Here is a 24,782-nt window from a genome sequence, read left to right as displayed (position 1 = left end):
AGGAGGTGATATAACATGTCACGTAGCACAAATAAATTAGCGGTTCCTGGTGCTGAATCAGCATTAGACCAAATGAAATACGAAATCGCTCAAGAGTTTGGTGTTCAACTTGGAGCAGATGCAACAGCTCGCGCTAACGGTTCTGTTGGTGGTGAAATCACTAAACGTTTAGTTTCACTAGCTGAGCAACAATTAGGCGGTTACCAAAAATAATCCCATATAAGATGGCTTAGAAAGAGCGGGTTCTCCCGCTCTTTCTTTTTGTTGTTTGCATCGGTATATATTCCTTTCGACATAGACATAAAAAATTTGTCAAAAGAAGAGGGTTCAAAATAGACAGAAAATTCTTTATTATATAAGGGAGGCATAAAGAAAAAGGAGGATGTTTATGAAAAGAGAGGAATTGTTGGCGCCACCGTCTTATAATTTAGTTTCTGAAATAGAGAAATATATAGGGGATAAAGATAAGCTTGCTTTAATTTGGCAAGATGATAAAGGGAATAGACGAGAAGTTACATACGCTGAGCTTATGCAAGGTGCGAATAAAATTGGAAACGCTTTTATAAAGAGTGGTCTGCAAAAAGGGGACAAGCTCCTCATTATGATGCCGCGCTTAATTGAAGCGTACATGACGTATATCGCTGCGATTAAAGCAGGATTTGTCGTAATTCCGAGTTCGGAAATGTTACGCAAAAAAGATATCGAATACCGCATTGGACATGGGGAAGTAAAAGCGATTGTAAGTTATGAACCGTACATTGGACAATTTGATGATATAGAAGCGATGGAGTCTCTTCAAAAATTCGTTCTGAGCGAGCAGTCAGTAGATGGATGGAATAATTTAAAAACAGCGTTAGAAACAGAAAGTGATATGTTGGAAATGGCGAAGACAGATAAAGAAGATATGGTCTTTTTATCTTACACGTCAGGGACGACAGGAAACCCAAAGGGTGTTGTTCATACTCATGCGTGGGCATACGCTCATTTACGTACGAGCGCTCCAAATTGGCTCGGAATAGAAGAGAATGATGTTGTGTGGGCGACGGCTAGTCCAGGCTGGCAAAAGTGGATTTGGAGCCCGTTTTTAGCAACTCTCGGATCAGGAGCAACAGGATTTGTATACAACGGTAAATTTGAACCGAAAACATATTTAAATTTATTAGACGATAATAAGGTGAATGTGCTTTGTTGTACGCCGACTGAGTATAGATTAATGGCAAAGGTAGAGAATTTAAGCCAGTACAATTTAGAAGCGTTACATAGCGCTGTATCAGCAGGTGAGCCGTTAAATAGAGAAGTCATTGAAACGTTCCAAAAGCACTTTCATATTACAGTCAGAGACGGCTATGGGCAAACGGAAAATACATTGCTTGTTGGTGTAATGAAAGGGATGGATATTAGACCAGGATCAATGGGAAAACCAACGCCAGGCAACCACGTTGATATCGTAAATGAAGAAGGTATTCCAGTTGCAGTGGGAGAAGTTGGTGATATCGCAGTTCACATTGAAACGCCAGCCCTCTTTAAACAATATTATAAAGACGATGAGCGCACAGCGATGCAATTCCGCAGTGATTATTATATTACTGGCGATAAAGCGAAGAAAGATGAAGACGGCTATTTCTGGTTTGAAGGGCGCGGTGATGATATTATTATTAGCTCTGGTTATACAATCGGGCCGTTTGAAGTAGAAGACGCGCTTGTAAAACATCCTTACGTAAGAGAGTGCGCAGTTGTCGCCAGCCCTGATGAAATTCGTGGAAGTGTCGTGAAGGCATTTATTGTATTAAGAGAGAATATAGAAAAGAACGAAGAAACATTAATCCCAATACTCCAACAACACGTCAAAGAACTTACTGCACCATATAAATACCCTCGCAAAATTGAATTTGTAGATGAACTACCAAAAACGATTTCTGGAAAAATTCGCCGTATTGAACTTAGAAAACAAGAGATGGAGATTCCGTCAAAATAATTTAGAAAATAGTTGAATGAACTGTAAACTATATGATATTATAAAAACGAACATAAGTTCGCGTTTATAAATTAAAAAAAGAGGTGTCCGTATGATTTTAGGTATTAATCCGTATTTAGTTTTAGATGGTAGTGGGCAAGAAGCTGTACAATTTTATAAAGAGGCGTTAGATGCAAAAGTAGAAGTCATGCAAACCTTCGGTGATATGCCTGAAAATCCAGAATACCCGATTCCAGCTGAAGCGAAAGAGCGCGTTTTACATGCTACTTTAAAAGTTGGTAATACGGACCTTATGATTTCTGATACATTCCCAGGTCAAGGGCATGCAATCGGATCTCAAGTAACAATCGCAATTCAAATTAATAATGCAGAAAAAGCGAAAGAAGTATTCGATAAGTTACAAGAAGGTGGAGAGGTTATTATGCCACTTCAAGAAACATTCTGGAGCCCAGCATACGGACAAGTAAAAGATAAATTTAATATTGAATGGCAAGTTACAACGTCTACTACTGAACAAAAGTAATGTTTAGAAAAGCACCATGTTTTGAAATGGTGCTTTTTTTTATACAATAATACAAAGGAGATGGGATATATGGGAGAAATTTGGTATGACGGCACCATTTACACGATGCGAGAAGAGAATGAAAAAGTAGAAGCAATTTATGTTGAAAACGGTATGATTGTTGATACTGGGAATAAGGAAGAGCTAGAAAGTCGATATTCAGAAGTGAAGTTGTACGACTTAGAAGGGAAAACAATGATTCCAGGTCTCGTTGATAGTCATATGCATCTTATTGGGCATGGAGAGAGGTTACTTCGTCTAGATTTATCAAATTGTATATCTTACAGTGAAGTACTGACTCTCGTGCGGAAACGAGTAGAAGAAGCACCAAAAGGTTCTTGGATTATTGGAGAAGGCTGGAATGAAAATAATTTTACAGATACAAAGCAAGTTCATGTACGTGATTTAGATGAAATCTCTAAAGAACATCCAATTTTATTAAAGCGAGTTTGTCGTCACGTTACATGGGTGAATTCATACATACTGCAAGAAGCAAACATAACAGAAATGACGCAAGACCCGAAAGGCGGGAAAATCGGTCGTGATTCATCAAATATGTTAACGGGACTTTTATATGAACAAGGGCAAGAATTAATTAAACATGTACAACCTGAAATTGATGAAGCTTATTTACAAAGGGCTTTGCAAACAGCGATTAAAGACTGTTGGCAATATGGCCTCGTTGGTGGGCATACGGAAGATTTAAATTATTACGGGGGCTTTAGAAAAACGCACAATGCGTTTTCTCATGTCATAAAGGATATGCCATTTAAAGCACATTTACTCGTTCACCATGAAGTAGCACATGAACGAAAAGAATATGAAAATGAACACTATATTGAATTTGGTGCGATGAAAATTTTTTCTGACGGTTCTTTTGGCGGAAGAACAGCTTTATTAAGTGAACCGTATGAAGATGCGCAGGAAACAAATGGAGTTGCAATCTTCTCGCGCAAAGAGCTTGCGGAGTTAGTGAAGAAAGCACGAGACTTACATATGCCAGTTGCGATTCATACAATCGGTGATTTATCTCTTGAATATGTCATTGATGCGCTTGAATTATATCCACCAGCAGAAGGATTACGCGACCGCATTATTCATTGTCAGCTAGCTCGTGAAGAGTTGATTGAGAGAATGAAACACTTGCCGGCTATTATCGATATTCAGCCCGTCTTTCTGTCATCGGACTTCCCGTCAGTCATTGAAAAACTAGGCGAGCATCGTCTTCGTTATGCATACGCGTGGAAGACGTTACTAGAAGCAGGATTACACTGCAACGGTGGGTCTGACGCACCCATTGAACAAGTGAATCCGTTTTTAGGCATATATAGCGCTGTTACACGTAGAAGTTTTATTGACGGTGTATGCTATATGCCAGAGGAAAGATTAACGGTATATGAGGCTGTCTCGTTATTTACGACAGGAAGTGCCTATGCAATCGGAAAAGAAGCGAAGCGAGGAAAAATCACAAAAGAATATGAGGCAGATTTTACGATAGTAGACCGCAATATTTTTGAGATAGAGGCGGAAGAAATAAGAGAAGTACAAGTAGCAATGACTGTAATTGATGGTCAGATTGTCTATAGGAAAGATGCGTAAAAATATATCAGCGATTATTAAAATATATCGACTTATCGACAAGAATAGTGACTGATAGCGAGAGAAATAAAAAACGGCCGAATTATGGAATGTCATAATTCGGCCGTTTTTTTCATGTTATAAAAACGTTCTCTGCACTTTTTCCCAGAAAGAATTGTTTTTCAATTTAACTGTTTTAATTTGTTTATCGCTTAAGCGTACAACAGCTTTTTCTACTTGTTTAATGCTAAGCGCTTCATTATCCATACCGATAACAGGATAATCGTTACCGTCTGGTCTTAGTTTTAAAGTTAGTGTACGTTCGTGATTTAAAATGAACGGTGAACCAAGTGTACGGTATGTGTTGTTATTTAATGATGCTAATTCGCTTACTTGGAAGCACGGAATAAGTGGATCGACAACTGCACCATGTAACGATTTATTATAAGCTGTACTTCCGGTTGGGGTAGAAACAACTAAACCGTCACCTCTAAATGTTTCGAAATATAAATCATCAACGTGAACATCTACAACGAACGTCTTAATAATGCTAGAACGTAATGAGAACTCATTTAAACAATGGAAAGATGTGCTACCATCCACATCTACTTCAATTGTTGGATATTTTCGCACTTCAATTTCATTTTTTGTAATTTCTTGAAGGGCTGTATCAACGTGATCAATATGGAAATCGCAGTAGAAAGAAGTTTCATCTTTCGTAGAAATCCCTGCGTATAAGCAATCTTCTCTAAAACCAGTTTTACGAACGGCTTGTAAGAAAGTTGCATCATCTCCAACACTGACGATAGCGTTTGCATTTTTTGGATGATCTAATATGGTAAATCCATTCTCTTCTAAAATACGATAGATTGGTTTCATTTTTTCAACGAGCGTTGCTTTGTCATCACCATAAAAGAAAAATAAATTGCGACGATCTGCCATTATGTATCCCTCCACTGCAGTTAAATTTTCTGTTCTTCGTACTACATATCATCCAAATACGTTCCCCGACGATATGTTCAAATAATATATTTCGATATAAAATGTCAAAATACCTTTTTATTTTTAGAAAAATTTTTATATTCAATCTTATGGGATTCTGTTTAATTATGAATAAACTTGTCGATAATGGGTACGGAGTGAAAGGATGATACGTATGAAGTGGTTCGTAATTGGAATAATAATTCTTCTCCTTTTTATTTTGCTTATACTATTGTCGAAAATAAAGCTTAAAGTGACATTTTTATATTCAGAAATGGAAAAGCAATGTTTGTTTCAAGTGAAAATATGGATGATTCGCTATACATTTGATGTATTGGAAAGAATTGAAAAGCAACAGAAGAAGACAGGGCAAAAGATTGAGAAAGCTGAAGAGGATGGCGGATTAGATAATAAAATTATAGCCCAACTGGATAGTATGGGGGAGCTGATAAAAAAACTGCAAGAAGTTCATACTATTGTTAAAGATTTTCTCAAACGAGTAAAAATCAATGGTTGGAGATGGCACACACAAATCGGAGCAGGTGATGCAGCTAGCACTGGAATTGTCACTGGATATGCATGGGGGACAAAAGGAATGGCTGCTGGAGTTGTAGGACAATATATGCATATTGTAGACGTACCAGAATTTGAAATTACTCCTGTTTTTCAAGGGAAAGGATTTGCATCAAGATGTGAGTTAACGGCATCTTTTCGCATATTTCGTGCCATAAGAACAGGGATTAAATTACTCGTATTTATGAGAAAACAAAGATCTGGTACGACTGAAAAATCTGTTCAAGCATAAGGGGGGATATAGAATGGACCATCCAATTCAAGGTTTAATGACAACCGCAATGCAGCATTTAAAACAAATGACTGATGTAAATACAATTGTAGGTGATCCAATTAAAGCTGCTGATGGAAGTGTAATTCTTACAGTTTCAAAAGTGAGCTTCGGATTTGCGGCTGGTGGAAGTGAATTTGGTAAAATAGAACATTCAGGCCGTCATCCATTTGGCGGGGGAAGTGGTGGAGGAGTTTCTATTAATCCTGTTGCTTTTCTTGTAATAAATGGAGAAGGTGTAAAAGTGTTGCATTTAGATAAGCAAACACACGTCATCGATAAAATAATTGAATTAGCGCCACAAGCTGTTGATAAAGTGAAAGAAATGATGGATAAACGAAAAGAGGACGATCCTGAATTTCAAATTTAACGAATAAAGAAGCTGATCAATGGATTAGCTTCTTTAATTTTTTTGTAAATAAAGCGATTTTATTTGCATTATCGATAGGGACAAACTATCATTTACATTGTACATATTTTGTTTAAATAAGGGAGGATTTTTAAGTGGCAAACGTAACTTTTAAAGGTAATCCAATGACTTTAGTTGGAACAGAAGTTAAAGTTGGCGATCAAGCGCCGAATTTCCAAGTATTAGCAAACGACTTATCTCCAGTAAGTTTAGAGACATACAAAGGCGAAGTAAAATTAATTAGTGTTGTACCTTCAATCGACACAGGTGTGTGTGATGCACAAACACGTCGTTTTAACCAAGATGCAGCAGGTATTGAAAACGCGAAAGTATTAACAATTAGCGCTGACTTACCATTCGCTCAAAAACGTTGGTGTGCAGCAAACGGTTTAGAAAATGTTGTTACACTTTCTGACCACCGCGACCTTTCATTCGGTGAAGCTTACGGCTTAGTAATGAAAGAGCTTCGTTTACTTGCTCGTGCGGTATTCGTAGTAGATAGCAATGACAAAGTAGTTTACGCAGAATACGTAAGCGAAGGTACAAGCCATCCAAACTATGAAGCAGCATTAGAAGCAGCTAAATCGGCAAAATAATGTGAAGGAAGATGACCTCTTTGTAAGAGGTCGTCTTCTCTCATATATTGCTATATGGAATCGATATACGAGAGAAGACGTTACATCATACATCACGAAAAAGGGAGCTCTTAAAAGGGGTCGCTTTTTCTTTTGGGAAAAAATCAGATTATGGTATGATATAAGTTATGTGTAAAAGAGAGAAGGAGGAATGTACGTGAGTCAGACAGTAGAAACATTATTTTCTATTTTTGATTCTTCTGCGGTAGTTTTACGTAAAGAATTAGATGTAACATATTTAGAGGCGCTTGTAGAAACAGGTGATAACTTGTTTGAAGGAGCGATTTTACAAGAGGAATTATCTGAATCAGCAATTGAAAGGCTGAATCGTGAATATAGTACGTTTAATGAAGAAACATATAAAGGTGAAGAAATTCGTAAAGCATTTCAGTTAGCCATCTTAAAAGGAATGAAAGAAGGCGTACAAGCGAATCACGAAATGACGCCTGATGCAGTTGGTATGTTTATGAGTTACCTATTCCATAAATTTATGAAGGGTCAAAATGAAATTACTGTGTTAGATCCTGCAATTGGAACGGGTAATTTAATGACGACAGTGTTCAATAGCGCTCAAGAAAACGTTACAGTGAGTGGATTTGGTGTAGAAGTGGATGAAGTGTTAATTAAACTTGCTTTAGTAAATGCGAATTTACAAAAGCATGCAATCGAATTCTTCCATCAAGATGGACTAGCACCACTTTATATCGATCCGGTTGATGCAGTCGTTTCAGATTTACCGATTGGTTATTATCCAAATGAAATCGGTGCAAGTGAATATAAGTTAAAAGCAGATGAAGGAATGTCATATGCCCACCACTTATTTATTGAACAAAGTGTGAAACACACGAAAGAAGGCGGGTACTTATTCTTCTTAGTACCGAACTTCATTTTTGAAAGTGATCAAGCACCAAAATTACATGCATTTATTAAAGAAACATGCTTTATTCAGGGGTTATTACAGCTACCTGTTTCCATGTTTAAAAACGAGAAAAATGCAAAAAGTATATTTGTTCTCCAAAAGAAAGGCCCTAGTGTAACGATGCCAAAACAGGCGTTATTAGTGGAATTACCTAAATTCTCTAACATGAAGGCGATGGAAGACATTATGGACCAATTAAATACTTGGTTTGCAACGCATAAATAAGGTTAGGTATATGTAACAGGGTTAGTGATTCATGTAGTACAGTTTTATATGATATGTCATATTTTTAAATATATACTAGATTAAACTGAATTTTTTTGAAATCTGTAATATATATTTTTTCTTGGTGTTACAATTTTTTCACTTGAAATATATGTCGTACGATGTTTAAATTAAAATCGTGAGTATAAAATTTGCTAAGAATGAAACGTTTTCATATTTAGTGAATTTGATCAGATAAAATCGAGCGGTTTGTGGAAACATCCACACAACTACCAAGAGAAAAAGGGGCGAAAGACTAGATGTCAAAAATCATCGCGATTAACGCAGGAAGCTCTTCCTTAAAATTCCAATTATTTGAAATGCCAAGTGAAACAGTATTAACAAAAGGTTTAGTAGAACGTATCGGTTTAGAAGATAGTATCTTCACTATTACTGTAGATGGCGAAAAACAAAAAGAAGTTACAAACATTCCAGATCACGCAGTAGCAGTTAATATGCTTCTTAAAAAATTAACTGAAAACGGAATCGTTAAATCTCTAGATGAGATTGGCGGTATCGGTCACCGTGTTGTTCACGGCGGCGAAAAATTTGCTGACTCTGTTTTAATTACTGATGAAGTATTAGCTGATATCGAAGAATTAAGCGATTTAGCACCACTTCATAACCCAGCAAACGTTGTTGGTATTAAAGCATTCCAAGAAGTATTACCAAACGTACCAGCAGTAGCAGTATTCGATACAGCATTCCACCAAACAATGCCGGAATCTGCATTCCTATACAGCTTACCATATGAGTACTATGAAAAGTTCGGCATCCGTAAATACGGTTTCCACGGAACTTCTCATAAATATGTAACTGAGCGTGCGGCTGAACTATTAGGTCGTCCACTTGAAAGCTTAAGCTTACTTTCTTGTCACTTAGGTAACGGTGCAAGTATCGCAGCAGTAGAAGGCGGTAAATCTATCGATACTTCTATGGGCTTCACTCCACTTGCTGGTGTAACAATGGGTACACGTTCTGGTAACCTTGACCCTGCGTTAATTCCATACATCATGGAAAAAACAGGTCAAACAGTAGAAGAAGTGGTTAACGTATTAAACAAGAAGAGTGGTATGTTAGGTCTTACTGGTTTCTCTAGTGACCTACGTGACATCATTGCGAAAGAAGAAGAAGGCGATCACCGTGCGAAAGTAGCACTTGATGTATTCGTAAGCCGTATCCACAAATACATCGGTTCTTACACTGCTCGTATGAAAGGTGTAGACGCAATCATCTTCACAGCTGGTGTAGGTGAAAACAGTGCAATTATTCGTGAGCGCGTATTAGAAGGCCTTGAGTACATGGGCGTATACTTCGATGCAAAACGCAATAACGTATTCGGTGAGGAAGCATTCATCAACTTCCCACACTCTCCAGTAAAAATTATTGTAATTCCAACTGACGAAGAAGTTATGATTGCTCGTGACGTACTACGTCTTGGAAACATTGGTTAATATATGAAAAGCAAGACGAGATCCTATAGGATTTCGTCTTTTTTCTTTTGGATATAGTTTAAAATTCCATCTGGATATAGTACTTTCTTCCCTTGAATGAATGCAGTAATGGGAATCCATTTCGCATACGATATTATTTGCTCATCTTGTATATTCATTTTTTCCATTTCATATAGTGATGTGTCTAATAAGCGTAGAGAATATAGTTGGATGATTTCATGACCAATTTCTCCGTCAAGATGAAAGATATTTTCTAAGCAACCTAAATAATTGATGATTTCCACTTCTGTATGAAGCTCTTCTTTATATTCACGAATAACGGTATGTGCTGATTTTTCACCAAGTTCAATTGAACCGCCAACAGGTCGATAATATGTTTCATCTCCTGTACGATATTCTTGTACGAGAAGGCGACCGTCATGTATAGCAAGACCAAAAGCTTTTGCACGTGGATACATATACAACCACTCCTTATGTATTTTGTATAAGGATGATTATAATGCAGTGTGTGATAAAAAGTGTCATGTATTTAAGAATGTGGTTTAATCGTAATCCCATCGAATAAGTCTCCCCAAAATGCTTCATTGTACTGAAATACATCCATAATAGGACATTTTATAACACAAATATTTTGTAATCCCCAATCTTCTTCCGTAACAGTTGGTACATCTTCAGGAATGAGTAATAGGACGGAGAATGTATGTGTAACGATTTGAGATAAAATGTGTTCCAAGGAACGTGCTTCTTCGTATGTTCCTCCAGTGCGAATAAACAATATGGATTGTGCTGTGTCAATTGTAGTTAGAAAACGATGAATTCGATGCTCATAGTTTAACTTAATTTCTGTATAAGAAGGCCAAGAAGTTGGTGTATTTACATCTGTTTTAAAGTCGTGGCAAGAGTCGATTTCATATAGGTTGTCACGGAGTCTTAATTTCGCACCATCATCCCAAAATGAGATGAAGGATAAGTTTTCGAACTGTAAAAAACGGTCAAATCGATTTTGTAATAATACATTCACTTTTTCTAATGAAGGGCTTAGCATAAAATCGATAACGCCAAAAAATGGTGATAATTCGAATTGATATAATGCCCAAGCAGGCCAGCAGTTTTGTCCTAAGCTGAATACTGCGTTATATTCTTTTTTTATATTGGATAAATTCATGTGATTCATCTCATCCTTTTTGTTAATATTTTATGCTACTCAAAAATGGTATGTGAATAAAGATAGACAAGCATATTTGCAAAGAATAAGCAGAAATATGTTACAATAGAAAAAAATCGAACGAGGTGGTTGTTACGATGCGATCGAAGCGAGAACAAGCCATTTTAGACAATATAAAAGAATGGGAATCGCAATTAGTTGAGCAAGAAGCGACTGATTTTCAAAAAATGTTTGATAAATGGGTACATGCTACAATTGCGAAACTACCTGAGAAAAAACGAAAAGATTTCTTTACGAAAGCAGACGGATGGCTCTTTCATTTGCATGCATTGATTCAAAGTTCACAATCGCAGTTAGAGGCGCGTAATCGTATTTTAGGAACGTCGAGATTATTTGATGAATCGATTGAGCAACTAGAGGACCTAAAAGAATTATCTATTGATCAATTAACATACATAGCAGAGCAGCAAACAGCACGACATCGTTTATATTCATTCGTACAAGGCGGAGCGACGGGTGCTGGAGGTTTATTATTATTAACAGCTGATTTCCCGGTTATGATTGCGTTAAATGTGAAGGCTGTCCAACTTATTGCAACATCATTTGGGCATGATGTGAACAAGCCTTATGAAATGATGCTTGCGTTAAAGGTATTTCATGCGTCATTACTACCAGGAAGACTTCAGCAATACGCATGGTACAATTTACTGCAAGAGCTAGAGCAAGAAGATTCGTTCTTCTACGAAGGAGACGAAGCAGTGTTGCAACCAGCTTCTACTGAAGTTGTGTTAAAACAAATTTTAAAAACATTTTCGATTTACGCTCTTCGTCGTAAATTATTCCAAGGTATTCCGGTAATTGGAATGGCAATCGGATCTACAGTAAATTATCGTTTAACAAGAAACGTTACTGAATTTGCAAATAGATTTTATCAAGTGCGCCACATAGTTGAGAAGGAAAAAAGAGCGTAAAAAAAGCGAGAGGCCGAAGCCTTTCGCTTTTTAATTTGTTGCATGCTTTTTGGACATTGGAATAGATACTGGTTGCTTTTCTTCTGCTTTTTCTGTTTTTGGATAATAAATTAAATCCAATGTTTTTGCCTGTACGGCAATCGAAAGAATAGTAAAAGCGATTTCTGTCCAATTTAAATAATATAATGAAAGCGCAAGAACAATCGCGTCAAAGACGAAGAAAATTTGCCCAATTGTAAAACGTGTTTTTTTACTTAATACAATTGTTAAAATATCGTCTCCACCGGTTGCACCGCCAAATCGCAATATAAAACCGAGTCCAATACCAGCTAACGCACCGCCAACTACTGCAGCTATAAATAAATTGTTTGATAAATCGACCGTAAATGGAGAATAATTTTCCATAAGAGAATAAAATACTCCGAATGAAATTGAACCTAAGAATGAATAGCCAACCATTTTTCTACCTAACAATGAAGCACATAGTAAAATAATTGGGATATCCATCATTACAGTTGAAATAGATGGTGAAATATCATAAAAATTTTGGATGAATAGTGCGATACCTACAAATCCACCTTCTGTTAAGTGGTTTTGGAAGTGAATGTGATATAGCGCTGCTGCTAAAATAAATGAACCGATTAAAACCATAAAAACTTCTTTAATAATTTGTCGACTTTGGATGTTCCTCATCGTTATTCCTTCTTTCCGTAGTTAGTAGTCCTTTTTGTGTTGTAAACTAACTACGAGCTCACATGTAGCTTCAGTTAGTTTACGAAAAAACTAACTACGCTATATGTCGCTGAAGAAATAACGAATAATCCTCTCGTCCATCAATTCTCCCTACTTTCGTTTTAGTTTAAGTCTTAAAACGACTAAACAAAACGTGGAGTAGGATTCTTCATTTAGCAATCCTGCTCTTCTTTGTTTTGTTTAGCTAGTAACAATTAAGCCCTAAACAAAACGCTATGTGTAAGAAGAGTCTTTTTTTTGCCAAATTATCCTTCGGGCAATCATAATTTCCCCACTCTCGTATTTTTTTCGCTAGACTAAAGTATCTGAGCTGAAAAATACGCTACGTGTATGATTCGTCAATACGATGCCACATGCTCCTTCGAGCGATCATGATATCAAAATCCCTTCCTTCAAGATTTATATTATTATATCATACTTTCAAAAAATGTATGCGGATGGAAACCGACAATAAACGGAGGAAATCTACAAAAATTGTTATGTTTAAATATTTTTGTAGAAAAGCCTAAGTTATTTTGCAGAATTGAACAGTTTTTTAGTTTGTCCAATAAGTAAGAAAAGAAGAGTTTTTATTCAGTTGTATTCTTATCATCACTTTTATCTTTAAAAAACGCATCCCAGCTAATCACACTTAAAAAAGTTAAAGCGATAATAACGAAAGCACGCATAAGTTTGAACCTCCTTTTGTACATAGTATATGAATCGTTCACTTTGGAATGTGTCATTTTTTTACAAGTCTTAACTATTATGAGAGTATATTAATATAGATAGATAAAAGGGAAATGAGAATATGCTAAAAGACATGTTTAAAAGAAAAGAATTAACATGTGTTTCATGTCAGAAAAAGATTCAATATGAAGAAGAGCTTGTTGCTTTTGTAAAGTTGCCGAAAGAAAGGAGTATATTAGTTGGTCCATTTGATGTGTGTTTGGCAAAAACAGCACAAGAAATATATTGTAAATCGTGTTACGACAAAAAAGCATGACCCAAATTAATTGAGGGGCATGCTTTTTTCATTGGTGTGCCTTCCCCTCAGATACATGTTGAGTGAGTCGATACCAAAGCCAAAGGTCATTAATGATGGAAGCAAGATCGGCAATTTCTGAATTCAGCTTGCAAGAAATTTCGAAGTCTTCTTCGTTATTTAAATGATGCTGTTTTGCATTAATAGAGTGCTCGAGTTCTTTTATTCGATCCGGAATCTTTCCTCGAACTTGTTCCCATTTCAATAAAATAGCATGCTGCATTTTTTCGGGGATATCTTCCCAATCTTCTTGTAAATGAGGAATTTCAATTCCTAGATGATCATCGTATAAGAAATACTTTTCCATAAGTTCACCCCCGTTTTCCTGCTTATATTTTACATAAAAACAGAAAGAAGTTCGACGAAATTGTTTGAAAAAATTTGAAAATGACTCTTGATACATTTTGTAAAAGGTGTTAAAGTGTGAATTATTATAAAAGAAAATGAATATTTATTCTTTAGGGGGATGCAAAATGGAGAAAAAGAAAGTTGTATTAGCATATTCTGGAGGTCTTGATACTTCCGTTGCAATTAAATGGTTACAAGAGAAGAATTATGATATTATCGCGCTTTGTTTAGACTTAGGGGAAGGTAAAGACTTAGCATTTGTAAAAGAAAAGGCACTTTCAGTAGGTGCAATTAAATCATATATGATTGATGTTCAAGAAGAATTTGCAAATGAATATGCATTGATGGCGATGCAAGCGCACACGTTATACGAAGGGAAATACCCTCTCGTTTCAGCGTTATCACGTCCGCTTATCGCGAAGAAATTAGTAGAGATTGCAGAACAAGAAGGAGCGACTGCAGTTGCACACGGATGTACAGGGAAAGGGAATGATCAAGTTCGTTTTGAAGTTTCTATTCAAGCGTTAAATCCTTACTTAGAAGTGATTGCGCCTGTACGTGAATGGAAATGGTCACGTGAAGAAGAAATTGCATATGCAAAAGAAAACAATGTACCAATTCCGATTAATTTAGATAGCCCATTTTCAATCGATCAAAACTTATGGGGACGCAGCAATGAATGTGGCATTTTAGAAGATCCATGGGCAGCGCCGCCAGAAGATGCATATGAGATGACATTGGCATTAGAAGATACACCGAATAAACCCGAGTTTGTAGAAATCGGGTTTGAAGCAGGCGTACCGACTACTTTAAATGGTACTGCCTATCCACTTTCAGAACTTATTAAAACGTTAAACGCACTTGCTGGGAAACATGGCGTTGGACGTATCGATCACGTTGAAAATCGTCTTGTTGGTATTAAATCACGTGAAGTATACGAATGCCCAGCAGCAATGACATTAATTACGGCGCATAAGGAACTGGAAGATTTAACACTCGTAAAAGAAGTAGCGCATTTTAAACCGATGATTGAGCAAAAAATAACAGAACTTATTTATAACGGTTTATGGTTCTCACCTTTAAAACAAGCGCTTAACGCTTTCTTACAAGAAACGCAAAAGAATGTAACAGGTACAGTGCGAGTGAAATTATTTAAAGGCCATGCGATTGTAGAAGGACGCAAATCTGAGTACTCTTTATACGATGAAAAACTAGCAACATATACTGCCCAGGACGAGTTTAATCATGATGCAGCAGTTGGATTCATTTCATTATTCGGTTTACCAACGAAAGTATACAGCCAAGTGAATCAAAAGAAGGTGGAAGCGTGAGCAAACTTTGGGGCGGACGTTTTACAGAAGAAGCGGAAGCATGGGTTGAAGAGTTCGGAGCATCCATCTCCTTTGATCAACAGTTAGTAAATCAAGATATAAACGGAAGTATTGCACACGTAACGATGCTAGCAAAGCAAGGCATCGTTACGAAAGAAGAAGCCGAAAAAATAAAGATAGGTCTTCAATATTTATTAGAAGAAGCGAAACAAAATAAATTGCATTTTTCAGTTGAAGCGGAAGACATTCATTTAAATATCGAAAAGATGTTAATTGAAAAAATCGGTGAAGTAGGAGGGAAACTTCATACTGGCCGAAGCCGTAACGATCAAGTAGCGACTGACATGCATTTATATTTGAAAGAAAAAGTAGAACATATTATAAAAGCTACAAAACAATTGCAAACTGTTCTTGTTCATCAAGCGGAAAATAATATTGAAACGATTATGCCTGGCTATACGCATTTGCAGCGTGCGCAGCCGATTTCATTTGCACATCATATTCTCGCTTACTTTTGGATGTTAGAGCGCGATATGAACCGTTATGAAGATTCGTTAAAGCGTATTAACATTTCCCCATTAGGAGCAGGAGCGTTAGCTGGGACAACATTCCCGATTGACCGAGAATATAGCGCGGAGCTTCTTGGATTTAATGGAATCTATGAAAATAGCTTAGATGCAGTAAGTGATCGTGATTTCATACTGGAGTTCCTAAGTAACTCATCTATGCTCATGATGCACTTATCACGCTTTTGTGAAGAACTTATTTTATGGAGTAGCCAAGAGTTTCAATTTATTGAAATGAGCGACCAATACGCAACGGGAAGCAGCATTATGCCGCAAAAGAAAAATCCAGATATGGCGGAACTAATCCGCGGTAAAACAGGCAGAGTGTACGGTAATTTATTTAGTTTACTTACAGTTATGAAAGGATTACCGCTCGCTTACAATAAAGACTTGCAAGAAGATAAAGAAGGAATGTTTGATACAGTAAAAACAGTAGAAGGCTGCCTTCATATTATGGCGGGCATGTTAGAGACAATGACTGTAAACAAAGAAAAAATGGGGAAAGCTGTAACGCAAGATTTCTCTAACGCAACAGAAATTGCCGATTACTTAGCAAACAAAGGACTACCATTCCGTCAAGCTCATGAAATTGTTGGGAAGCTAGTGCTACACTGCACACAAAAAGGAATTTATTTAGTAGATGTACCACTTGAAACGTATAAAGAGATGAGTTCGTTATTTGAAGAAGATTTGTATGAAGTTCTTTCATCATATGCCGCTGTAAAGCGCCGTAATAGTGCTGGCGGGACTGGGTTTGAACAGATTGAAAAGGCTTTGGAGAAAGCGAAGGGATTAGTTGGAGAGTTTGTTGGAAGTTGATTGATAAGAAAGAAGGTACGCTAACCTTAGTAGAGGAAAGCGTGCCTTCTTTGTGATTTTTACAGCTTAAAATGAATCATACTTATGTCGATCTTCCGTAATTCGAATATATTCAATATCCATTAAATCTCGTAGTAATGCACCATTACTTAGTTCCACACCATGTTTCTCTTTGAAATGTGTACGAATTGTATCTAACATTTCAATTTCTTTTCCATTCACATCTAAAATAATACGTTCAGAATCATCCATATAGCATCCTCCTTTTTTAAACATATATATTTTGTCCGTCTATTTCTAAAAAATGTATGTTAATGTAATGTTAGGAAATAAGAAAGGAATGGAAAATGAGACGTATTTATTTTATAGGGTTAATTTTGTATACGTTGGTTGTAGTACATGTTGCATTCCCAAGCGTATTTTCATTTAAAGATGTAGAAACAGTACACGTTGGGATATTTATCTTTACTCTATTTATAGTAGATTGCTGTATTTCAATATGGCTTTCGAAAAGAAAACATGTACAAGATAAAAATGAAATGGAACGAAAAAAGAGAAAACGTTCATTTTGGATGACGACGTATTGTTTTACTTTAGCGATTGCTGCTACTTTTTTTAGTGAGAATATCCCATTAGAAAGATTAAATATTGGATTTGGAGCGTTCGTATTTGCATATTATTTTTTCATGCATTTTCTTCCTTATATGAAAGAAAAGCGAGGAGAAGAGGAAAATCCACTTGTAGAAGAAGCGAGAGAACGAGAGCATAAGAGAATAGAAGAAGACATAAAGAAACTCGGAGAACAAAAATGGTATTTAAAATCTAAAATCATATATGTTCTTTGCTTTATCACACCGCCAATCGGTTATTTGTATGTGTTCTTACTTCGGAAACAAATGACAGAAGATGCAAAGCAAACTTATTTAACGGTAGCGACGATTATGATGGCATTATGGTCTTTGAAGTTTTTACCGCCTTATGTATTAGCAATTACTGTTGTTATTGTGGCTTGTCTTGTGTTTATAGTAAAATATGTGAAATGAAAAACACCAAGTCCATGTGGACTTGGTGTTTTATTTATAAATTAAAGCTCACCTTGCTCCTCATCACCACGAACAACAAGGACATCGCATTTCGCATAGCGAATAATATGTTCAGAGACGCTACCAATTAGGAAACGTTCAACAGCATTTAAACCAGTTGCACCACACATAATTAAATCTATTTTATGATTTGGAGCAATTTCTTTTGAAATTTTAGATTTAGGGTTACCAAATTCTAATACAGTCTCAATTTTTTCAAGGCCAGCTTCAAGCGCAGTTTTTTTGTAGTCTTCTAATAAGTCTTCTGCAAATAGATTTGCTCGTTCAGCAATTGCACGGCTATAAGCTTCTACTGCTGAGTATGCTTTTACATCAACGATATGAGCAATTGTTAATGTTGCATTGTTGCGTTTTGCGACTTGAATTGCTTTTTTAAAGGCTTTTTCTGCTTCTTTAGAACCATCCACCGCGATTAAAATATTTGTATATGTATTATTCATAGTAAATTTCCTCCCAATCATTTTTATTACCTTTTACAACTTTATTATAAAACAAATTTTGGTAATGTGCTTATCGGAAACGTTACAGAATTTTGAAAACTCTGTTTCAATTCATTTTAGTTGTAATTGGTGCGAGAACTTGTTACATATGAAGTATAGCAATTTAAAAGGAGGCATGTTTGTGAGACACGCGCTCATTACAGCCGGTACGAAAGGTTTAGGAAAGCAAGTAACAGAAAAGTTATTGGCTAAAGGTTATTCAGTAACAGTAACATATCATAGCGATATAACGGCTATGGAAAAGATGAAAGAAACATATAAAAATATGGAAGAGCGTCTACAATTCGTGCAAGCGGATGTCACGAAAAAAGAAGATTTACATAAAATGGTAGAAGAAGCGATAAGCCGTTTTGGCAAAATTGACTTTTTAATTAATAATGCTGGTCCATATGTATTTGAACGTAAAAAGTTAGTCGATTATGAAGAAGACGAATGGAATGAAATGATTCAGGGTAATTTAACAGCGGTGTTTCATTTGTTGAAACTTGTCGTTCCGGTTATGAGAAAACAGAACTTTGGCCGTATTATTAATTACGGATTCCAAGGGGCAGATAGCGCACCGGGATGGATTTATCGTTCAGCTTTTGCAGCAGCGAAAGTAGGACTTGTTTCATTAACGAAAACAGTGGCTTATGAAGAAGCAGAATATGGTATTACTGCAAACATGGTATGTCCTGGTGATATTATTGGTGATATGAAAGAAGCGACAATTCAAGAAGCACGTCAGTTGAAAGAACATAACACACCAATTGGTAGATCTGGAACAGGTGAAGATATCGCAAGAACGATTGCGTTTTTATGTGAGGACGATTCCGATATGATTACCGGTACAATTATTGAAGTGACTGGTGCAGTTGATGTTATTCATAGACATCGATAGAGAAAAATAAAGTGAAGTTTCGAATAATTGAACAGTTTATCCTGTATGCAAAGAGGTGCGGATAATACTGTCCTTTCATGTAAGATTAAATCTATCGGAAAACTTGTATTATTTTTTGTCAAATATTGAGATATTATGTTAAAATATAAGAGCGTAGAAAGCGCTTTAAAAAATGATTCAGGGGTCATTTCATAACTCAAGGGGGAACTAATCATGCGTATCGGTATTCCAACAGAAATTAAAAACAATGAAAACCGCGTGGCAATGACGCCAGCGGGAGCAGTACATTTAGTACAAAATGGTCATGAAGTTTTTGTTCAAAAAGGAGCAGGTTTAGGATCTGGCTTTACAGATGAAGAATACGTACAAGCTGGTGCAAAGCTTGTTGAAACTGCTGAAGAAGCATGGAATCAAGATATGGTTATGAAGGTAAAAGAGCCAGTAGCAAGTGAATACGGCTATTTCCGTGAAGGTTTAATTTTATTCACATACTTACACTTAGCTCCAGAACCAGAATTAACGAAAGCATTAATTGATAACAAAGTTGTATCAATTGCATACGAAACAGTACAATTAGACAATCGTTCATTACCATTACTTGCACCTATGAGTGAAGTAGCAGGTCGTATGTCTGCACAAATCGGTGCACAATTCCTTGAGAAAAACAAAGGCGGTAAAGGTATTTTACTTGCAGGCGTTCCAGGGGTAAAACGCGGCAAAGTAACAATTATCGGCGGTGGTCAAGCTGGTACAAACGCAGCGAAGATTGCAGTAGGTTTAGGTGCAGATGTAACAATCATCGACTTAAGTGCAGAACGTCTTCGTCAATTAGATGACATTTTCGGTAACCAAGTAAAAACGTTAATGTCTAATCCATACAACATTGCAGAAGCTGTAAAAGAATCTGACCTTGTTATTGGTGCGGTATTAATTCCAGGTGCAAAAGCACCAAAACTTGTAACAGAAGAAATGATTCAATCAATGGAACCAGGTTCTGTCGTTGTAGATATCGCAATTGACCAAGGTGGTATTTTCGAAACAACTGACCGTATTACAACTCATGACAACCCAACTTACGAAAAACATGGAGTTGTTCATTATGCAGTTGCTAATATGCCAGGTGCGGTTCCACGTACATCAACTCTTGCCTTAACAAACGTAACAGTACCATATGCAGTACAAATTGCGAACAAAGGCTACAAAGAAGCTTGCCTAGGCAATACTGCATTATTAAAAGGTATTAACACATTAGATGGATATGTAACATTCGAAGCAGTTGCAGAAGCGCACGGCTTGCAATACGCTGATGCGAAAGAGCTTCTTGAAAAAGCTCCTGCTTTATCATAATAGAAATACATGTAAGCCCCTCCTTTTGTAAGGAGGGGCTTTTTATTTGAGTTAATTGTCTAGTTTCTTTACGATTCTCAATCCGAACATCATTGTAAAGAAAAGAATGCCGAATAAATAATACAAGGCATACTCAACTCGTATCATCGAATTTTTGTCAGTGATATATAAAATAAATAGTATCGCAGAACCGATTAAATGAGAGAGACCGAAAATTTGCGCCATAAGTTTTAAACTCATCTTCTCGATTCTTTCATCCATTTCAGGTAATGGATATTTTTCGGGATCGTTCTTTTTTTTCTTAAAGAATATCCGTTTCACTACGAATAGTATCAAGGCTAAGAGTATGTATACACCAGCGAATAGAAGGACAGAACTAATTTTTTCTTCAGCATTACTATTGAAATAAAGAAAAGTTGAACCTAACAATAAAATGGTAAGATGCGAAATGAACTTTTGATTAGAAGTATTTTTCATTTTTTTTCCTCCCCAGTTTTATCTAATTGAAATAAATCTTCTACTTTACAGTTGAAAAACTCACATAATTTCAATGCTAATTCTAAACTTGGGTTGTATTTATTCTTCTCGATAGCGATGAGGGATTGTCTAGTGATTTGAACAGAGGAAGCTAATTGTTCTTGGGTGATGTCTCTAACGACGCGGAATTGTTTTACTTTATTTTTAATCAAATATACAAAGTCTCCTTTTTGTAAATTTGTTACATTTATTTTATCCATTTTTAGGTAATAAGTAAATTGAACTTTACAAAAAGTAAATAAAACTTTACGTGAAATATAGCTTGTTATAATGTTATTTTTTGTGATAATTTGGAATTAAATGAAAAAGGAAGACGGAAGAGGAGATTCAATGGGGAGCAAAAAAAGGAAGAAAAAGCAAGCTAAAAGACAAAAGTATATAAAGAAAAAACAGGAACAGAACATACCTCTTTCGAAAAAAATAGTCATTATGATAGAGAAAACATTTCGGTATATTTGTATGGTTCTGTATGTGATTTTGTGTATGTATTCATTTGGGGTGTTTTACAGTTTTGAGATAACTCCCAATATTATTGAGAGCATTTTAGAATTTACACTTGTCGTAATAGAATTAGCCTTATTCGTTATACTCTTTGCTACAGTATGGCCTAGTCATGAAAGTAAGAAAGATACGCAAAGAAAAATGAGTAAAAAATCTTCATATGCTTCAAGCTCATCAAGTGGATTCGGTGACTACAGTAGCAACGATTGTAGCAGCTCAAGTGATGGTGGAGGAGATTGCGGAGGTGGTGGAGACTAAGTTAGTTTTTCAGAAGAACGACTAATGAAAGGGTGGGACGAAATATGGAAACTGTGAATTTGATAGAATTAACAAAGGACATTCAAGATCAACATAAAAACTTCGTCGTTTCAAATGTAAATAATCATTGCTTACGAATCGCTGTATTTACTGGTGAATATGATTGGCACTATCATTCTAATTCGGATGAATTATTCATTGTACTAGAGGGAGAATTACTTATCGATTTTGAAGATGGAGAAACAGCGGTTTTAAAGCCGAATGATTCTATTTTAATTCCAGCATGCACGATTCATAGAACGAGAGCATTAAAGAGAACAGTAAATCTTTGTTTTGAAAATATAGAAGCTGATACGATTAAAGTGGAGCAATTATGAAAAAATTATCTGTAGACGAGTATAGAAAAATCCTTCCGATTTTAGAAAGTAATACAACAACAACGACGTTTGCTTATGCGGTATGTGATCAAATGATAGATGGTGAAGTTTTTACAAACGAGAAGTTAACGGCAGGATTAATTATTACAGCTAACGGTATCTATTATTTATTTGGTGATACGGATGATCACAATTATAACGAAGATTTATTTGTATATTTAAAAATGGCTATTGAAAAACAGAGAAGAGATTTACATTGTTCACTTCGAGTGAAGAGTGGGAAATGATGATAGAAGAACATTTTAGTAATGTACTTCGGAACATTCCGCGAATGAAATTTCAAAGCATAACCTTTGAAGAGAAAAAACAAGATTGTAACAAAAATACATATGAAGTGAAGCGTATTGATAGAAAAGATATAGCACAAAGCAATGAGTTTACAGAGGAATATTATAAAGAATATTGGGGATCAAAAGAAACGTTTTTGAACGGTGGTTTTGGATTTTGTATAGAACAAGATGGGATGATTGTAGCTGAATGTGTTTCGATATTTAATGGGAATGGATTTGCTGAAATTGATATTGTGACGCATGCAGCATATCAAGGAAAAGGATTAGCACAAGCTGTTGCAACACGATTTATTGAACATTGCATGCAAAATGATATTACACCGTGCTGGGATTGTTATGTAGACAATATTCCTTCGCAAAATTTAGCTAGTAAATTACGTTTTTATAATCCAATAGAATATAGATTGTTTGTGCGTAAGAAAACGGGGGAATAAAAATGAATGTGGAGTTAACGAGATTCAAAGTGAAACAAGGTAAAAGTCATCGTGTAGATGAATGGATGCAGCTTCTTAATGACAATATGAAAGAAGTGCTTTTGACATTAAACGACGAGAAAATGTATGTAGAGACAATTTTCCGGGAAATAAGAGATGGAGAAGAATACTTATATTGGTATTCTGTGCAAGGAGAAGGCGGGGCTCTTGTCGAAAATTCTCATCATGAAATTGATAAAAAGCACTTGGAATTTTGGCATGAATGTATTGATGAAGAAGCACCATCTGTTGATATGAAAACGGAAGTTGTTATGATTCAAGATGTTGTGAAGGACGCAATGAAATAATAGAATATTATTTTTGAGAGAAGCACATCAAGGTAGGTGTGCTTTTTATCTTGAAAAAAATTTTGAAGAAAAGCTGTATTTAGATATCTTTAAGTGAAAATAACGGGGGATATTAAAAAAATTTAGGGGAAACTATAACAAGGTGAAAAACTTTAAACCAAAAGATCTACCCATATACGGTGTAGTTGTAACAGGTAAAACAGAGGATTTACAAAGTTTACAAGGAGCACAATATATTAAGGCTGCTGTTAGAGGTGTAACAGTTGAGAAATATTAATTACAGTCTATTAATGTGAATAATCAGAAAATTTATGGTATACTATGTGAAAAGGAGGTTTATATGAGGCAAATACATGGAGCAATTTATATTTACATAACAATGTTTTTCGTGGCGATATCCTATGGATTAGGGCACGTGTATTCGCATCCTATACTAACTTTTTTAAGCGGAGCATGTATGGCGTTTGCGCTTCTTGTCCATCTTTTCTCAGTTTGGATCGTGAAATTTCAATTAAATATTAGTGAAATAGAAGAAGGCACTTTTTAAGTGGCCTTCTTTTTTTAATAATATTTTGGAAGTTCTCGTAGCGATTTTTCAATTTCGCATTCTGTTTCTTTACATATAGACATTGTACGTAATCTGAAAAATAAGCTACGCAAGAAAGATTTTATATTTCCGTATAGGTACTCGTACGATTCAATATGTAATGTTTGTTTTTGGACGGATAATTGGGCTAATAAGTCATGAAGGGCTAATATGAGTACCTCTTCTTTTAGACCGTTTTGTAGCATTGAAACAATCGGATACACGAGGCGCTCGTCTTCTTCATATTTGTAACAAATAGAATGGACACAAACCTTGTTTAATAAAGTTTGTAATATTTCTTCGTAATATAAAGTTTCCAGTTTAGGGCTATTCACAAGCGCTTCAAATGTATCAGAAGCGTGAGCGATACTATGTGCCCAGCCGCGGTCCTGCACATATCCACGGAAATCATGCTCGTTGTTCATATATAGAATTAATTGATCTTTTACAGTTAAAATATCATTCTGCGATAAGAAATTATATTTTGTATCAGCATCAATAATGAGCGCGATTAATAATGTTGTAAAGGCGCGGGTAAATACAGCATCTTCGTCATTCGAATGAATCTTATACAATAAATATTTGTCACTGATACTTTCTAATAATAGTTTCTGTAAGTGTGTGTGTGAAATATAGTCCTTCTTGATTAGATGATAAAAAGTAGAGTAGATAAGTTTATCCCTTAAATAGCTATCAGTATCCCCGATATGCTCCAGCATACTGGAACTTAAAGAATCGATATTGAGGACATTATTGATTACGTAATTATTATTACGAATTTCTTCTAACTGTTGTTGTAACATATAAACCTCATATTTTAGAAAATTCTGTATTTTAATAGTATAATAAGAGGAAGAAATAGACAATAAATAAATGCTTTTGAATGGAGGGGCATGATGAAGAGAGCATTAGTCTTTTTTATCCCGCATTTAACGGGCAGTAAGACCCCCACCTCAAAATTCAG

The 24,782-nt window shown here is 35.8% G+C and carries 30 protein-coding genes and 2 pseudogenes; 22 read left to right on the top strand and 10 right to left on the bottom strand.

Annotated features, from left to right (window positions below; all coding sequences use genetic code 11):
* Window positions 1-15 precede the first annotated feature (15 nt).
* The 4 genes from COL05_RS26825 (at window position 16) to COL05_RS26810 (ending at window position 4,136) form a co-directional block, all read left to right on the top strand.
* Window positions 16-213: an alpha/beta-type small acid-soluble spore protein gene (locus tag COL05_RS26825; RefSeq protein ID WP_000091640.1), complete on the top strand. Its 198-nt coding sequence runs from the start codon at window positions 16-18 to the stop codon at window positions 211-213.
* Window positions 214-388: 175 nt separating this feature from the next.
* A complete protein-coding gene (gene mbcS, locus COL05_RS26820) occupies window positions 389-1,975 on the top strand; it encodes an acyl-CoA synthetase MbcS (protein ID WP_098670798.1) in 1,587 nt (528 codons plus the stop codon).
* Between the two features lie 91 nt (window positions 1,976-2,066).
* Window positions 2,067-2,498, top strand: coding sequence for a VOC family protein (locus COL05_RS26815; RefSeq protein WP_098670797.1), 432 nt, complete (start codon window positions 2,067-2,069; stop codon window positions 2,496-2,498).
* Window positions 2,499-2,567: 69 nt separating this feature from the next.
* Window positions 2,568-4,136 (top strand): amidohydrolase, encoded by a 1,569-nt coding sequence (locus COL05_RS26810; protein WP_098670796.1) that lies wholly within the window; start codon window positions 2,568-2,570, stop codon window positions 4,134-4,136.
* Between the two features lie 117 nt (window positions 4,137-4,253).
* On the opposite strand, the gene COL05_RS26805 is transcribed toward COL05_RS26810, so the two are convergent.
* Window positions 4,254-5,057, bottom strand: coding sequence for an NAD kinase (locus COL05_RS26805; protein ID WP_098670795.1), 804 nt, complete (start codon window positions 5,055-5,057; stop codon window positions 4,254-4,256).
* Between the two features lie 205 nt (window positions 5,058-5,262).
* On the opposite strand from COL05_RS26805, the gene COL05_RS26800 reads away from it, so the two are divergent.
* The 5 genes from COL05_RS26800 (at window position 5,263) to ackA (ending at window position 9,621) form a co-directional block, all read left to right on the top strand.
* Window positions 5,263-5,901 (top strand): DUF2953 domain-containing protein, encoded by a 639-nt coding sequence (locus tag COL05_RS26800; RefSeq protein WP_098670794.1) that lies wholly within the window; start codon window positions 5,263-5,265, stop codon window positions 5,899-5,901.
* Between the two features lie 13 nt (window positions 5,902-5,914).
* Window positions 5,915-6,310 (top strand): GerW family sporulation protein, encoded by a 396-nt coding sequence (gene ytfJ, locus COL05_RS26795; protein ID WP_000350002.1) that lies wholly within the window; start codon window positions 5,915-5,917, stop codon window positions 6,308-6,310.
* Between the two features lie 134 nt (window positions 6,311-6,444).
* Entirely contained in the window at window positions 6,445-6,945 is a 501-nt protein-coding gene (gene tpx, locus COL05_RS26790; RefSeq protein ID WP_000024525.1) for a thiol peroxidase, read from the top strand.
* A gap of 196 nt (window positions 6,946-7,141) precedes the next feature.
* Window positions 7,142-8,128 (top strand): class I SAM-dependent methyltransferase, encoded by a 987-nt coding sequence (locus tag COL05_RS26785; RefSeq protein ID WP_142337680.1) that lies wholly within the window; start codon window positions 7,142-7,144, stop codon window positions 8,126-8,128.
* A gap of 299 nt (window positions 8,129-8,427) precedes the next feature.
* Window positions 8,428-9,621: an acetate kinase gene (gene ackA, locus COL05_RS26780; RefSeq protein ID WP_098670792.1), complete on the top strand. Its 1,194-nt coding sequence runs from the start codon at window positions 8,428-8,430 to the stop codon at window positions 9,619-9,621.
* Window positions 9,622-9,644: 23 nt separating this feature from the next.
* Here ackA and COL05_RS26775 read toward each other — a convergent pair whose 3' ends face one another.
* Window positions 9,645-10,079 carry an NUDIX hydrolase gene (locus COL05_RS26775; RefSeq protein WP_098670791.1) on the bottom strand — a complete coding sequence of 145 codons (435 nt, stop codon included), beginning with the start codon at window positions 10,077-10,079 and terminating at the stop codon, window positions 9,645-9,647.
* A gap of 71 nt (window positions 10,080-10,150) precedes the next feature.
* Complete coding sequence (locus COL05_RS26770; RefSeq protein WP_098670790.1) at window positions 10,151-10,786, bottom strand: DUF1796 family putative cysteine peptidase; 636 nt, start codon at window positions 10,784-10,786, stop codon at window positions 10,151-10,153.
* A gap of 137 nt (window positions 10,787-10,923) precedes the next feature.
* Here COL05_RS26770 and COL05_RS26765 point away from each other — a divergent pair, with 137 nt between their 5' ends.
* The gene (locus COL05_RS26765; RefSeq protein ID WP_098670789.1) at window positions 10,924-11,757 is read left to right on the top strand and encodes an EcsC family protein; all 834 of its coding nucleotides are present in this window, start codon (window positions 10,924-10,926) and stop codon (window positions 11,755-11,757) included.
* A gap of 30 nt (window positions 11,758-11,787) precedes the next feature.
* Here COL05_RS26765 and COL05_RS26760 read toward each other — a convergent pair whose 3' ends face one another.
* On the bottom strand, window positions 11,788-12,450 hold the full coding sequence (locus COL05_RS26760; protein WP_001244531.1) for a YitT family protein: 663 nt from the start codon (window positions 12,448-12,450) through the stop codon (window positions 11,788-11,790).
* 850 nt (window positions 12,451-13,300) lie between these two features.
* Here COL05_RS26760 and COL05_RS26750 point away from each other — a divergent pair.
* Window positions 13,301-13,495: a hypothetical protein gene (locus COL05_RS26750; RefSeq protein ID WP_000910292.1), complete on the top strand. Its 195-nt coding sequence runs from the start codon at window positions 13,301-13,303 to the stop codon at window positions 13,493-13,495.
* Between the two features lie 28 nt (window positions 13,496-13,523).
* On the opposite strand, the gene COL05_RS26745 is transcribed toward COL05_RS26750, so the two are convergent.
* Window positions 13,524-13,841 carry a radical SAM protein gene (locus COL05_RS26745; protein WP_098670851.1) on the bottom strand — a complete coding sequence of 106 codons (318 nt, stop codon included), beginning with the start codon at window positions 13,839-13,841 and terminating at the stop codon, window positions 13,524-13,526.
* A 166-nt stretch (window positions 13,842-14,007) separates the two neighbouring features.
* Between COL05_RS26745 and COL05_RS26740 the strand changes: the two genes are divergently transcribed.
* Together COL05_RS26740 and argH are read left to right on the top strand one after the other, a co-directional pair.
* Window positions 14,008-15,213: an argininosuccinate synthase gene (locus tag COL05_RS26740; RefSeq protein WP_000412329.1), complete on the top strand. Its 1,206-nt coding sequence runs from the start codon at window positions 14,008-14,010 to the stop codon at window positions 15,211-15,213.
* Entirely contained in the window at window positions 15,210-16,598 is a 1,389-nt protein-coding gene (gene argH, locus COL05_RS26735) for an argininosuccinate lyase (protein ID WP_098670788.1), read from the top strand. Before COL05_RS26740 ends, argH begins: the two co-directional genes overlap by 4 nt.
* A gap of 66 nt (window positions 16,599-16,664) precedes the next feature.
* Here the strand turns inward: argH and COL05_RS26730 are convergent, their stop codons facing one another.
* Window positions 16,665-16,850, bottom strand: coding sequence for a ProA domain protein (locus COL05_RS26730; protein WP_139365286.1), 186 nt, complete (start codon window positions 16,848-16,850; stop codon window positions 16,665-16,667).
* 95 nt (window positions 16,851-16,945) lie between these two features.
* Between COL05_RS26730 and COL05_RS26725 the strand changes: the two genes are divergently transcribed.
* On the top strand, window positions 16,946-17,641 hold the full coding sequence (locus COL05_RS26725; RefSeq protein WP_098670787.1) for a hypothetical protein: 696 nt from the start codon (window positions 16,946-16,948) through the stop codon (window positions 17,639-17,641).
* Window positions 17,642-17,682: 41 nt separating this feature from the next.
* Here COL05_RS26725 and COL05_RS26720 read toward each other — a convergent pair whose 3' ends face one another.
* A complete protein-coding gene (locus tag COL05_RS26720; RefSeq protein ID WP_098670786.1) occupies window positions 17,683-18,141 on the bottom strand; it encodes a universal stress protein in 459 nt (152 codons plus the stop codon).
* A gap of 148 nt (window positions 18,142-18,289) precedes the next feature.
* Between COL05_RS26720 and COL05_RS26715 the strand changes: the two genes are divergently transcribed.
* Together COL05_RS26715 and ald are read left to right on the top strand one after the other, a co-directional pair.
* Complete coding sequence (locus COL05_RS26715) at window positions 18,290-19,081, top strand: SDR family oxidoreductase (protein WP_098670850.1); 792 nt, start codon at window positions 18,290-18,292, stop codon at window positions 19,079-19,081.
* A 213-nt stretch (window positions 19,082-19,294) separates the two neighbouring features.
* The gene (gene ald, locus COL05_RS26710) at window positions 19,295-20,428 is read left to right on the top strand and encodes an alanine dehydrogenase (protein WP_016718657.1); all 1,134 of its coding nucleotides are present in this window, start codon (window positions 19,295-19,297) and stop codon (window positions 20,426-20,428) included.
* Between the two features lie 51 nt (window positions 20,429-20,479).
* Here the strand turns inward: ald and COL05_RS26705 are convergent, their stop codons facing one another.
* Both COL05_RS26705 and COL05_RS26700 read right to left on the bottom strand, forming a co-directional pair.
* Window positions 20,480-20,905 (bottom strand): hypothetical protein, encoded by a 426-nt coding sequence (locus tag COL05_RS26705; protein ID WP_098670785.1) that lies wholly within the window; start codon window positions 20,903-20,905, stop codon window positions 20,480-20,482.
* A complete protein-coding gene (locus tag COL05_RS26700) occupies window positions 20,902-21,165 on the bottom strand; it encodes a helix-turn-helix transcriptional regulator (protein ID WP_098670784.1) in 264 nt (87 codons plus the stop codon). Before COL05_RS26700 ends, COL05_RS26705 begins: the two co-directional genes overlap by 4 nt.
* A gap of 130 nt (window positions 21,166-21,295) precedes the next feature.
* Here COL05_RS26700 and COL05_RS26695 point away from each other — a divergent pair, with 130 nt between their 5' ends.
* From COL05_RS26695 to COL05_RS26670, 6 genes and pseudogenes are all read left to right on the top strand, one after another.
* Window positions 21,296-21,724, top strand: a complete 429-nt coding sequence (locus tag COL05_RS26695) for a hypothetical protein (protein ID WP_098670783.1) — start codon at window positions 21,296-21,298, stop codon at window positions 21,722-21,724.
* 44 nt (window positions 21,725-21,768) lie between these two features.
* The gene (locus tag COL05_RS26690; RefSeq protein ID WP_098670782.1) at window positions 21,769-22,101 is read left to right on the top strand and encodes a cupin domain-containing protein; all 333 of its coding nucleotides are present in this window, start codon (window positions 21,769-21,771) and stop codon (window positions 22,099-22,101) included.
* Window positions 22,098-22,885, top strand: a pseudogene (locus COL05_RS26685) (GNAT family N-acetyltransferase). The gene COL05_RS26690 and the pseudogene COL05_RS26685 overlap by 4 nt, the downstream one beginning before the upstream one ends.
* A 2-nt stretch (window positions 22,886-22,887) precedes the next feature.
* Window positions 22,888-23,232, top strand: coding sequence for a DUF6176 family protein (locus COL05_RS26680; protein ID WP_098670781.1), 345 nt, complete (start codon window positions 22,888-22,890; stop codon window positions 23,230-23,232).
* Between the two features lie 86 nt (window positions 23,233-23,318).
* A pseudogene (locus COL05_RS26675) lies at window positions 23,319-23,509 on the top strand (anti sigma factor C-terminal domain-containing protein); the annotation flags it as partial.
* Window positions 23,510-23,572: 63 nt separating this feature from the next.
* Window positions 23,573-23,779: a hypothetical protein gene (locus COL05_RS26670; RefSeq protein WP_001248905.1), complete on the top strand. Its 207-nt coding sequence runs from the start codon at window positions 23,573-23,575 to the stop codon at window positions 23,777-23,779.
* A 14-nt stretch (window positions 23,780-23,793) separates the two neighbouring features.
* Here COL05_RS26670 and COL05_RS26665 read toward each other — a convergent pair whose 3' ends face one another.
* Window positions 23,794-24,621: a DUF2785 domain-containing protein gene (locus COL05_RS26665; RefSeq protein ID WP_098670780.1), complete on the bottom strand. Its 828-nt coding sequence runs from the start codon at window positions 24,619-24,621 to the stop codon at window positions 23,794-23,796.
* Window positions 24,622-24,782 lie beyond the last annotated feature (161 nt).

Origin of the sequence: Bacillus sp. AFS059628, from assembly GCF_002571225.1 — a bacterium.
Classification (GTDB): Bacteria; Bacillota; Bacilli; order Bacillales; family Bacillaceae_G; genus Bacillus_A.
This window is presented reverse-complemented; position numbering and strand designations above follow the sequence as displayed.

Bases quoted from the DNA above. Each gene is read 5' to 3' on its own strand.
- COL05_RS26825 (WP_000091640.1), top strand. From the start codon at position 16: ATGTCACGTAGCACAAATAAATTAGCGGTTCCTGGTGCTGAATCAGCA.
- mbcS (WP_098670798.1), top strand. From the start codon at position 389: ATGAAAAGAGAGGAATTGTTGGCGCCACCGTCTTATAATTTAGTTTCT.
- COL05_RS26815 (WP_098670797.1), top strand. From the start codon at position 2,067: ATGATTTTAGGTATTAATCCGTATTTAGTTTTAGATGGTAGTGGGCAA.
- COL05_RS26810 (WP_098670796.1), top strand. From the start codon at position 2,568: ATGGGAGAAATTTGGTATGACGGCACCATTTACACGATGCGAGAAGAG.
- COL05_RS26805 (WP_098670795.1), bottom strand. From the start codon at position 5,057: ATGGCAGATCGTCGCAATTTATTTTTCTTTTATGGTGATGACAAAGCA.
- COL05_RS26800 (WP_098670794.1), top strand. From the start codon at position 5,263: ATGATACGTATGAAGTGGTTCGTAATTGGAATAATAATTCTTCTCCTT.
- ytfJ (WP_000350002.1), top strand. From the start codon at position 5,915: ATGGACCATCCAATTCAAGGTTTAATGACAACCGCAATGCAGCATTTA.
- ackA (WP_098670792.1), top strand. From the start codon at position 8,428: ATGTCAAAAATCATCGCGATTAACGCAGGAAGCTCTTCCTTAAAATTC.
- COL05_RS26775 (WP_098670791.1), bottom strand. From the start codon at position 10,079: ATGTATCCACGTGCAAAAGCTTTTGGTCTTGCTATACATGACGGTCGC.
- COL05_RS26770 (WP_098670790.1), bottom strand. From the start codon at position 10,786: ATGAATTTATCCAATATAAAAAAAGAATATAACGCAGTATTCAGCTTA.
- COL05_RS26765 (WP_098670789.1), top strand. From the start codon at position 10,924: ATGCGATCGAAGCGAGAACAAGCCATTTTAGACAATATAAAAGAATGG.
- COL05_RS26760 (WP_001244531.1), bottom strand. From the start codon at position 12,450: ATGAGGAACATCCAAAGTCGACAAATTATTAAAGAAGTTTTTATGGTT.
- COL05_RS26750 (WP_000910292.1), top strand. From the start codon at position 13,301: ATGCTAAAAGACATGTTTAAAAGAAAAGAATTAACATGTGTTTCATGT.
- COL05_RS26745 (WP_098670851.1), bottom strand. From the start codon at position 13,841: ATGGAAAAGTATTTCTTATACGATGATCATCTAGGAATTGAAATTCCT.
- COL05_RS26740 (WP_000412329.1), top strand. From the start codon at position 14,008: ATGGAGAAAAAGAAAGTTGTATTAGCATATTCTGGAGGTCTTGATACT.
- COL05_RS26730 (WP_139365286.1), bottom strand. From the start codon at position 16,850: ATGGATGATTCTGAACGTATTATTTTAGATGTGAATGGAAAAGAAATT.
- COL05_RS26725 (WP_098670787.1), top strand. From the start codon at position 16,946: ATGAGACGTATTTATTTTATAGGGTTAATTTTGTATACGTTGGTTGTA.
- COL05_RS26720 (WP_098670786.1), bottom strand. From the start codon at position 18,141: ATGAATAATACATATACAAATATTTTAATCGCGGTGGATGGTTCTAAA.
- COL05_RS26715 (WP_098670850.1), top strand. From the start codon at position 18,290: ATGAAGTATAGCAATTTAAAAGGAGGCATGTTTGTGAGACACGCGCTC.
- ald (WP_016718657.1), top strand. From the start codon at position 19,295: ATGCGTATCGGTATTCCAACAGAAATTAAAAACAATGAAAACCGCGTG.
- COL05_RS26705 (WP_098670785.1), bottom strand. From the start codon at position 20,905: ATGAAAAATACTTCTAATCAAAAGTTCATTTCGCATCTTACCATTTTA.
- COL05_RS26700 (WP_098670784.1), bottom strand. From the start codon at position 21,165: ATGGATAAAATAAATGTAACAAATTTACAAAAAGGAGACTTTGTATAT.
- COL05_RS26695 (WP_098670783.1), top strand. From the start codon at position 21,296: ATGGGGAGCAAAAAAAGGAAGAAAAAGCAAGCTAAAAGACAAAAGTAT.
- COL05_RS26690 (WP_098670782.1), top strand. From the start codon at position 21,769: ATGGAAACTGTGAATTTGATAGAATTAACAAAGGACATTCAAGATCAA.
- COL05_RS26680 (WP_098670781.1), top strand. From the start codon at position 22,888: ATGAATGTGGAGTTAACGAGATTCAAAGTGAAACAAGGTAAAAGTCAT.
- COL05_RS26670 (WP_001248905.1), top strand. From the start codon at position 23,573: ATGAGGCAAATACATGGAGCAATTTATATTTACATAACAATGTTTTTC.
- COL05_RS26665 (WP_098670780.1), bottom strand. From the start codon at position 24,621: ATGTTACAACAACAGTTAGAAGAAATTCGTAATAATAATTACGTAATC.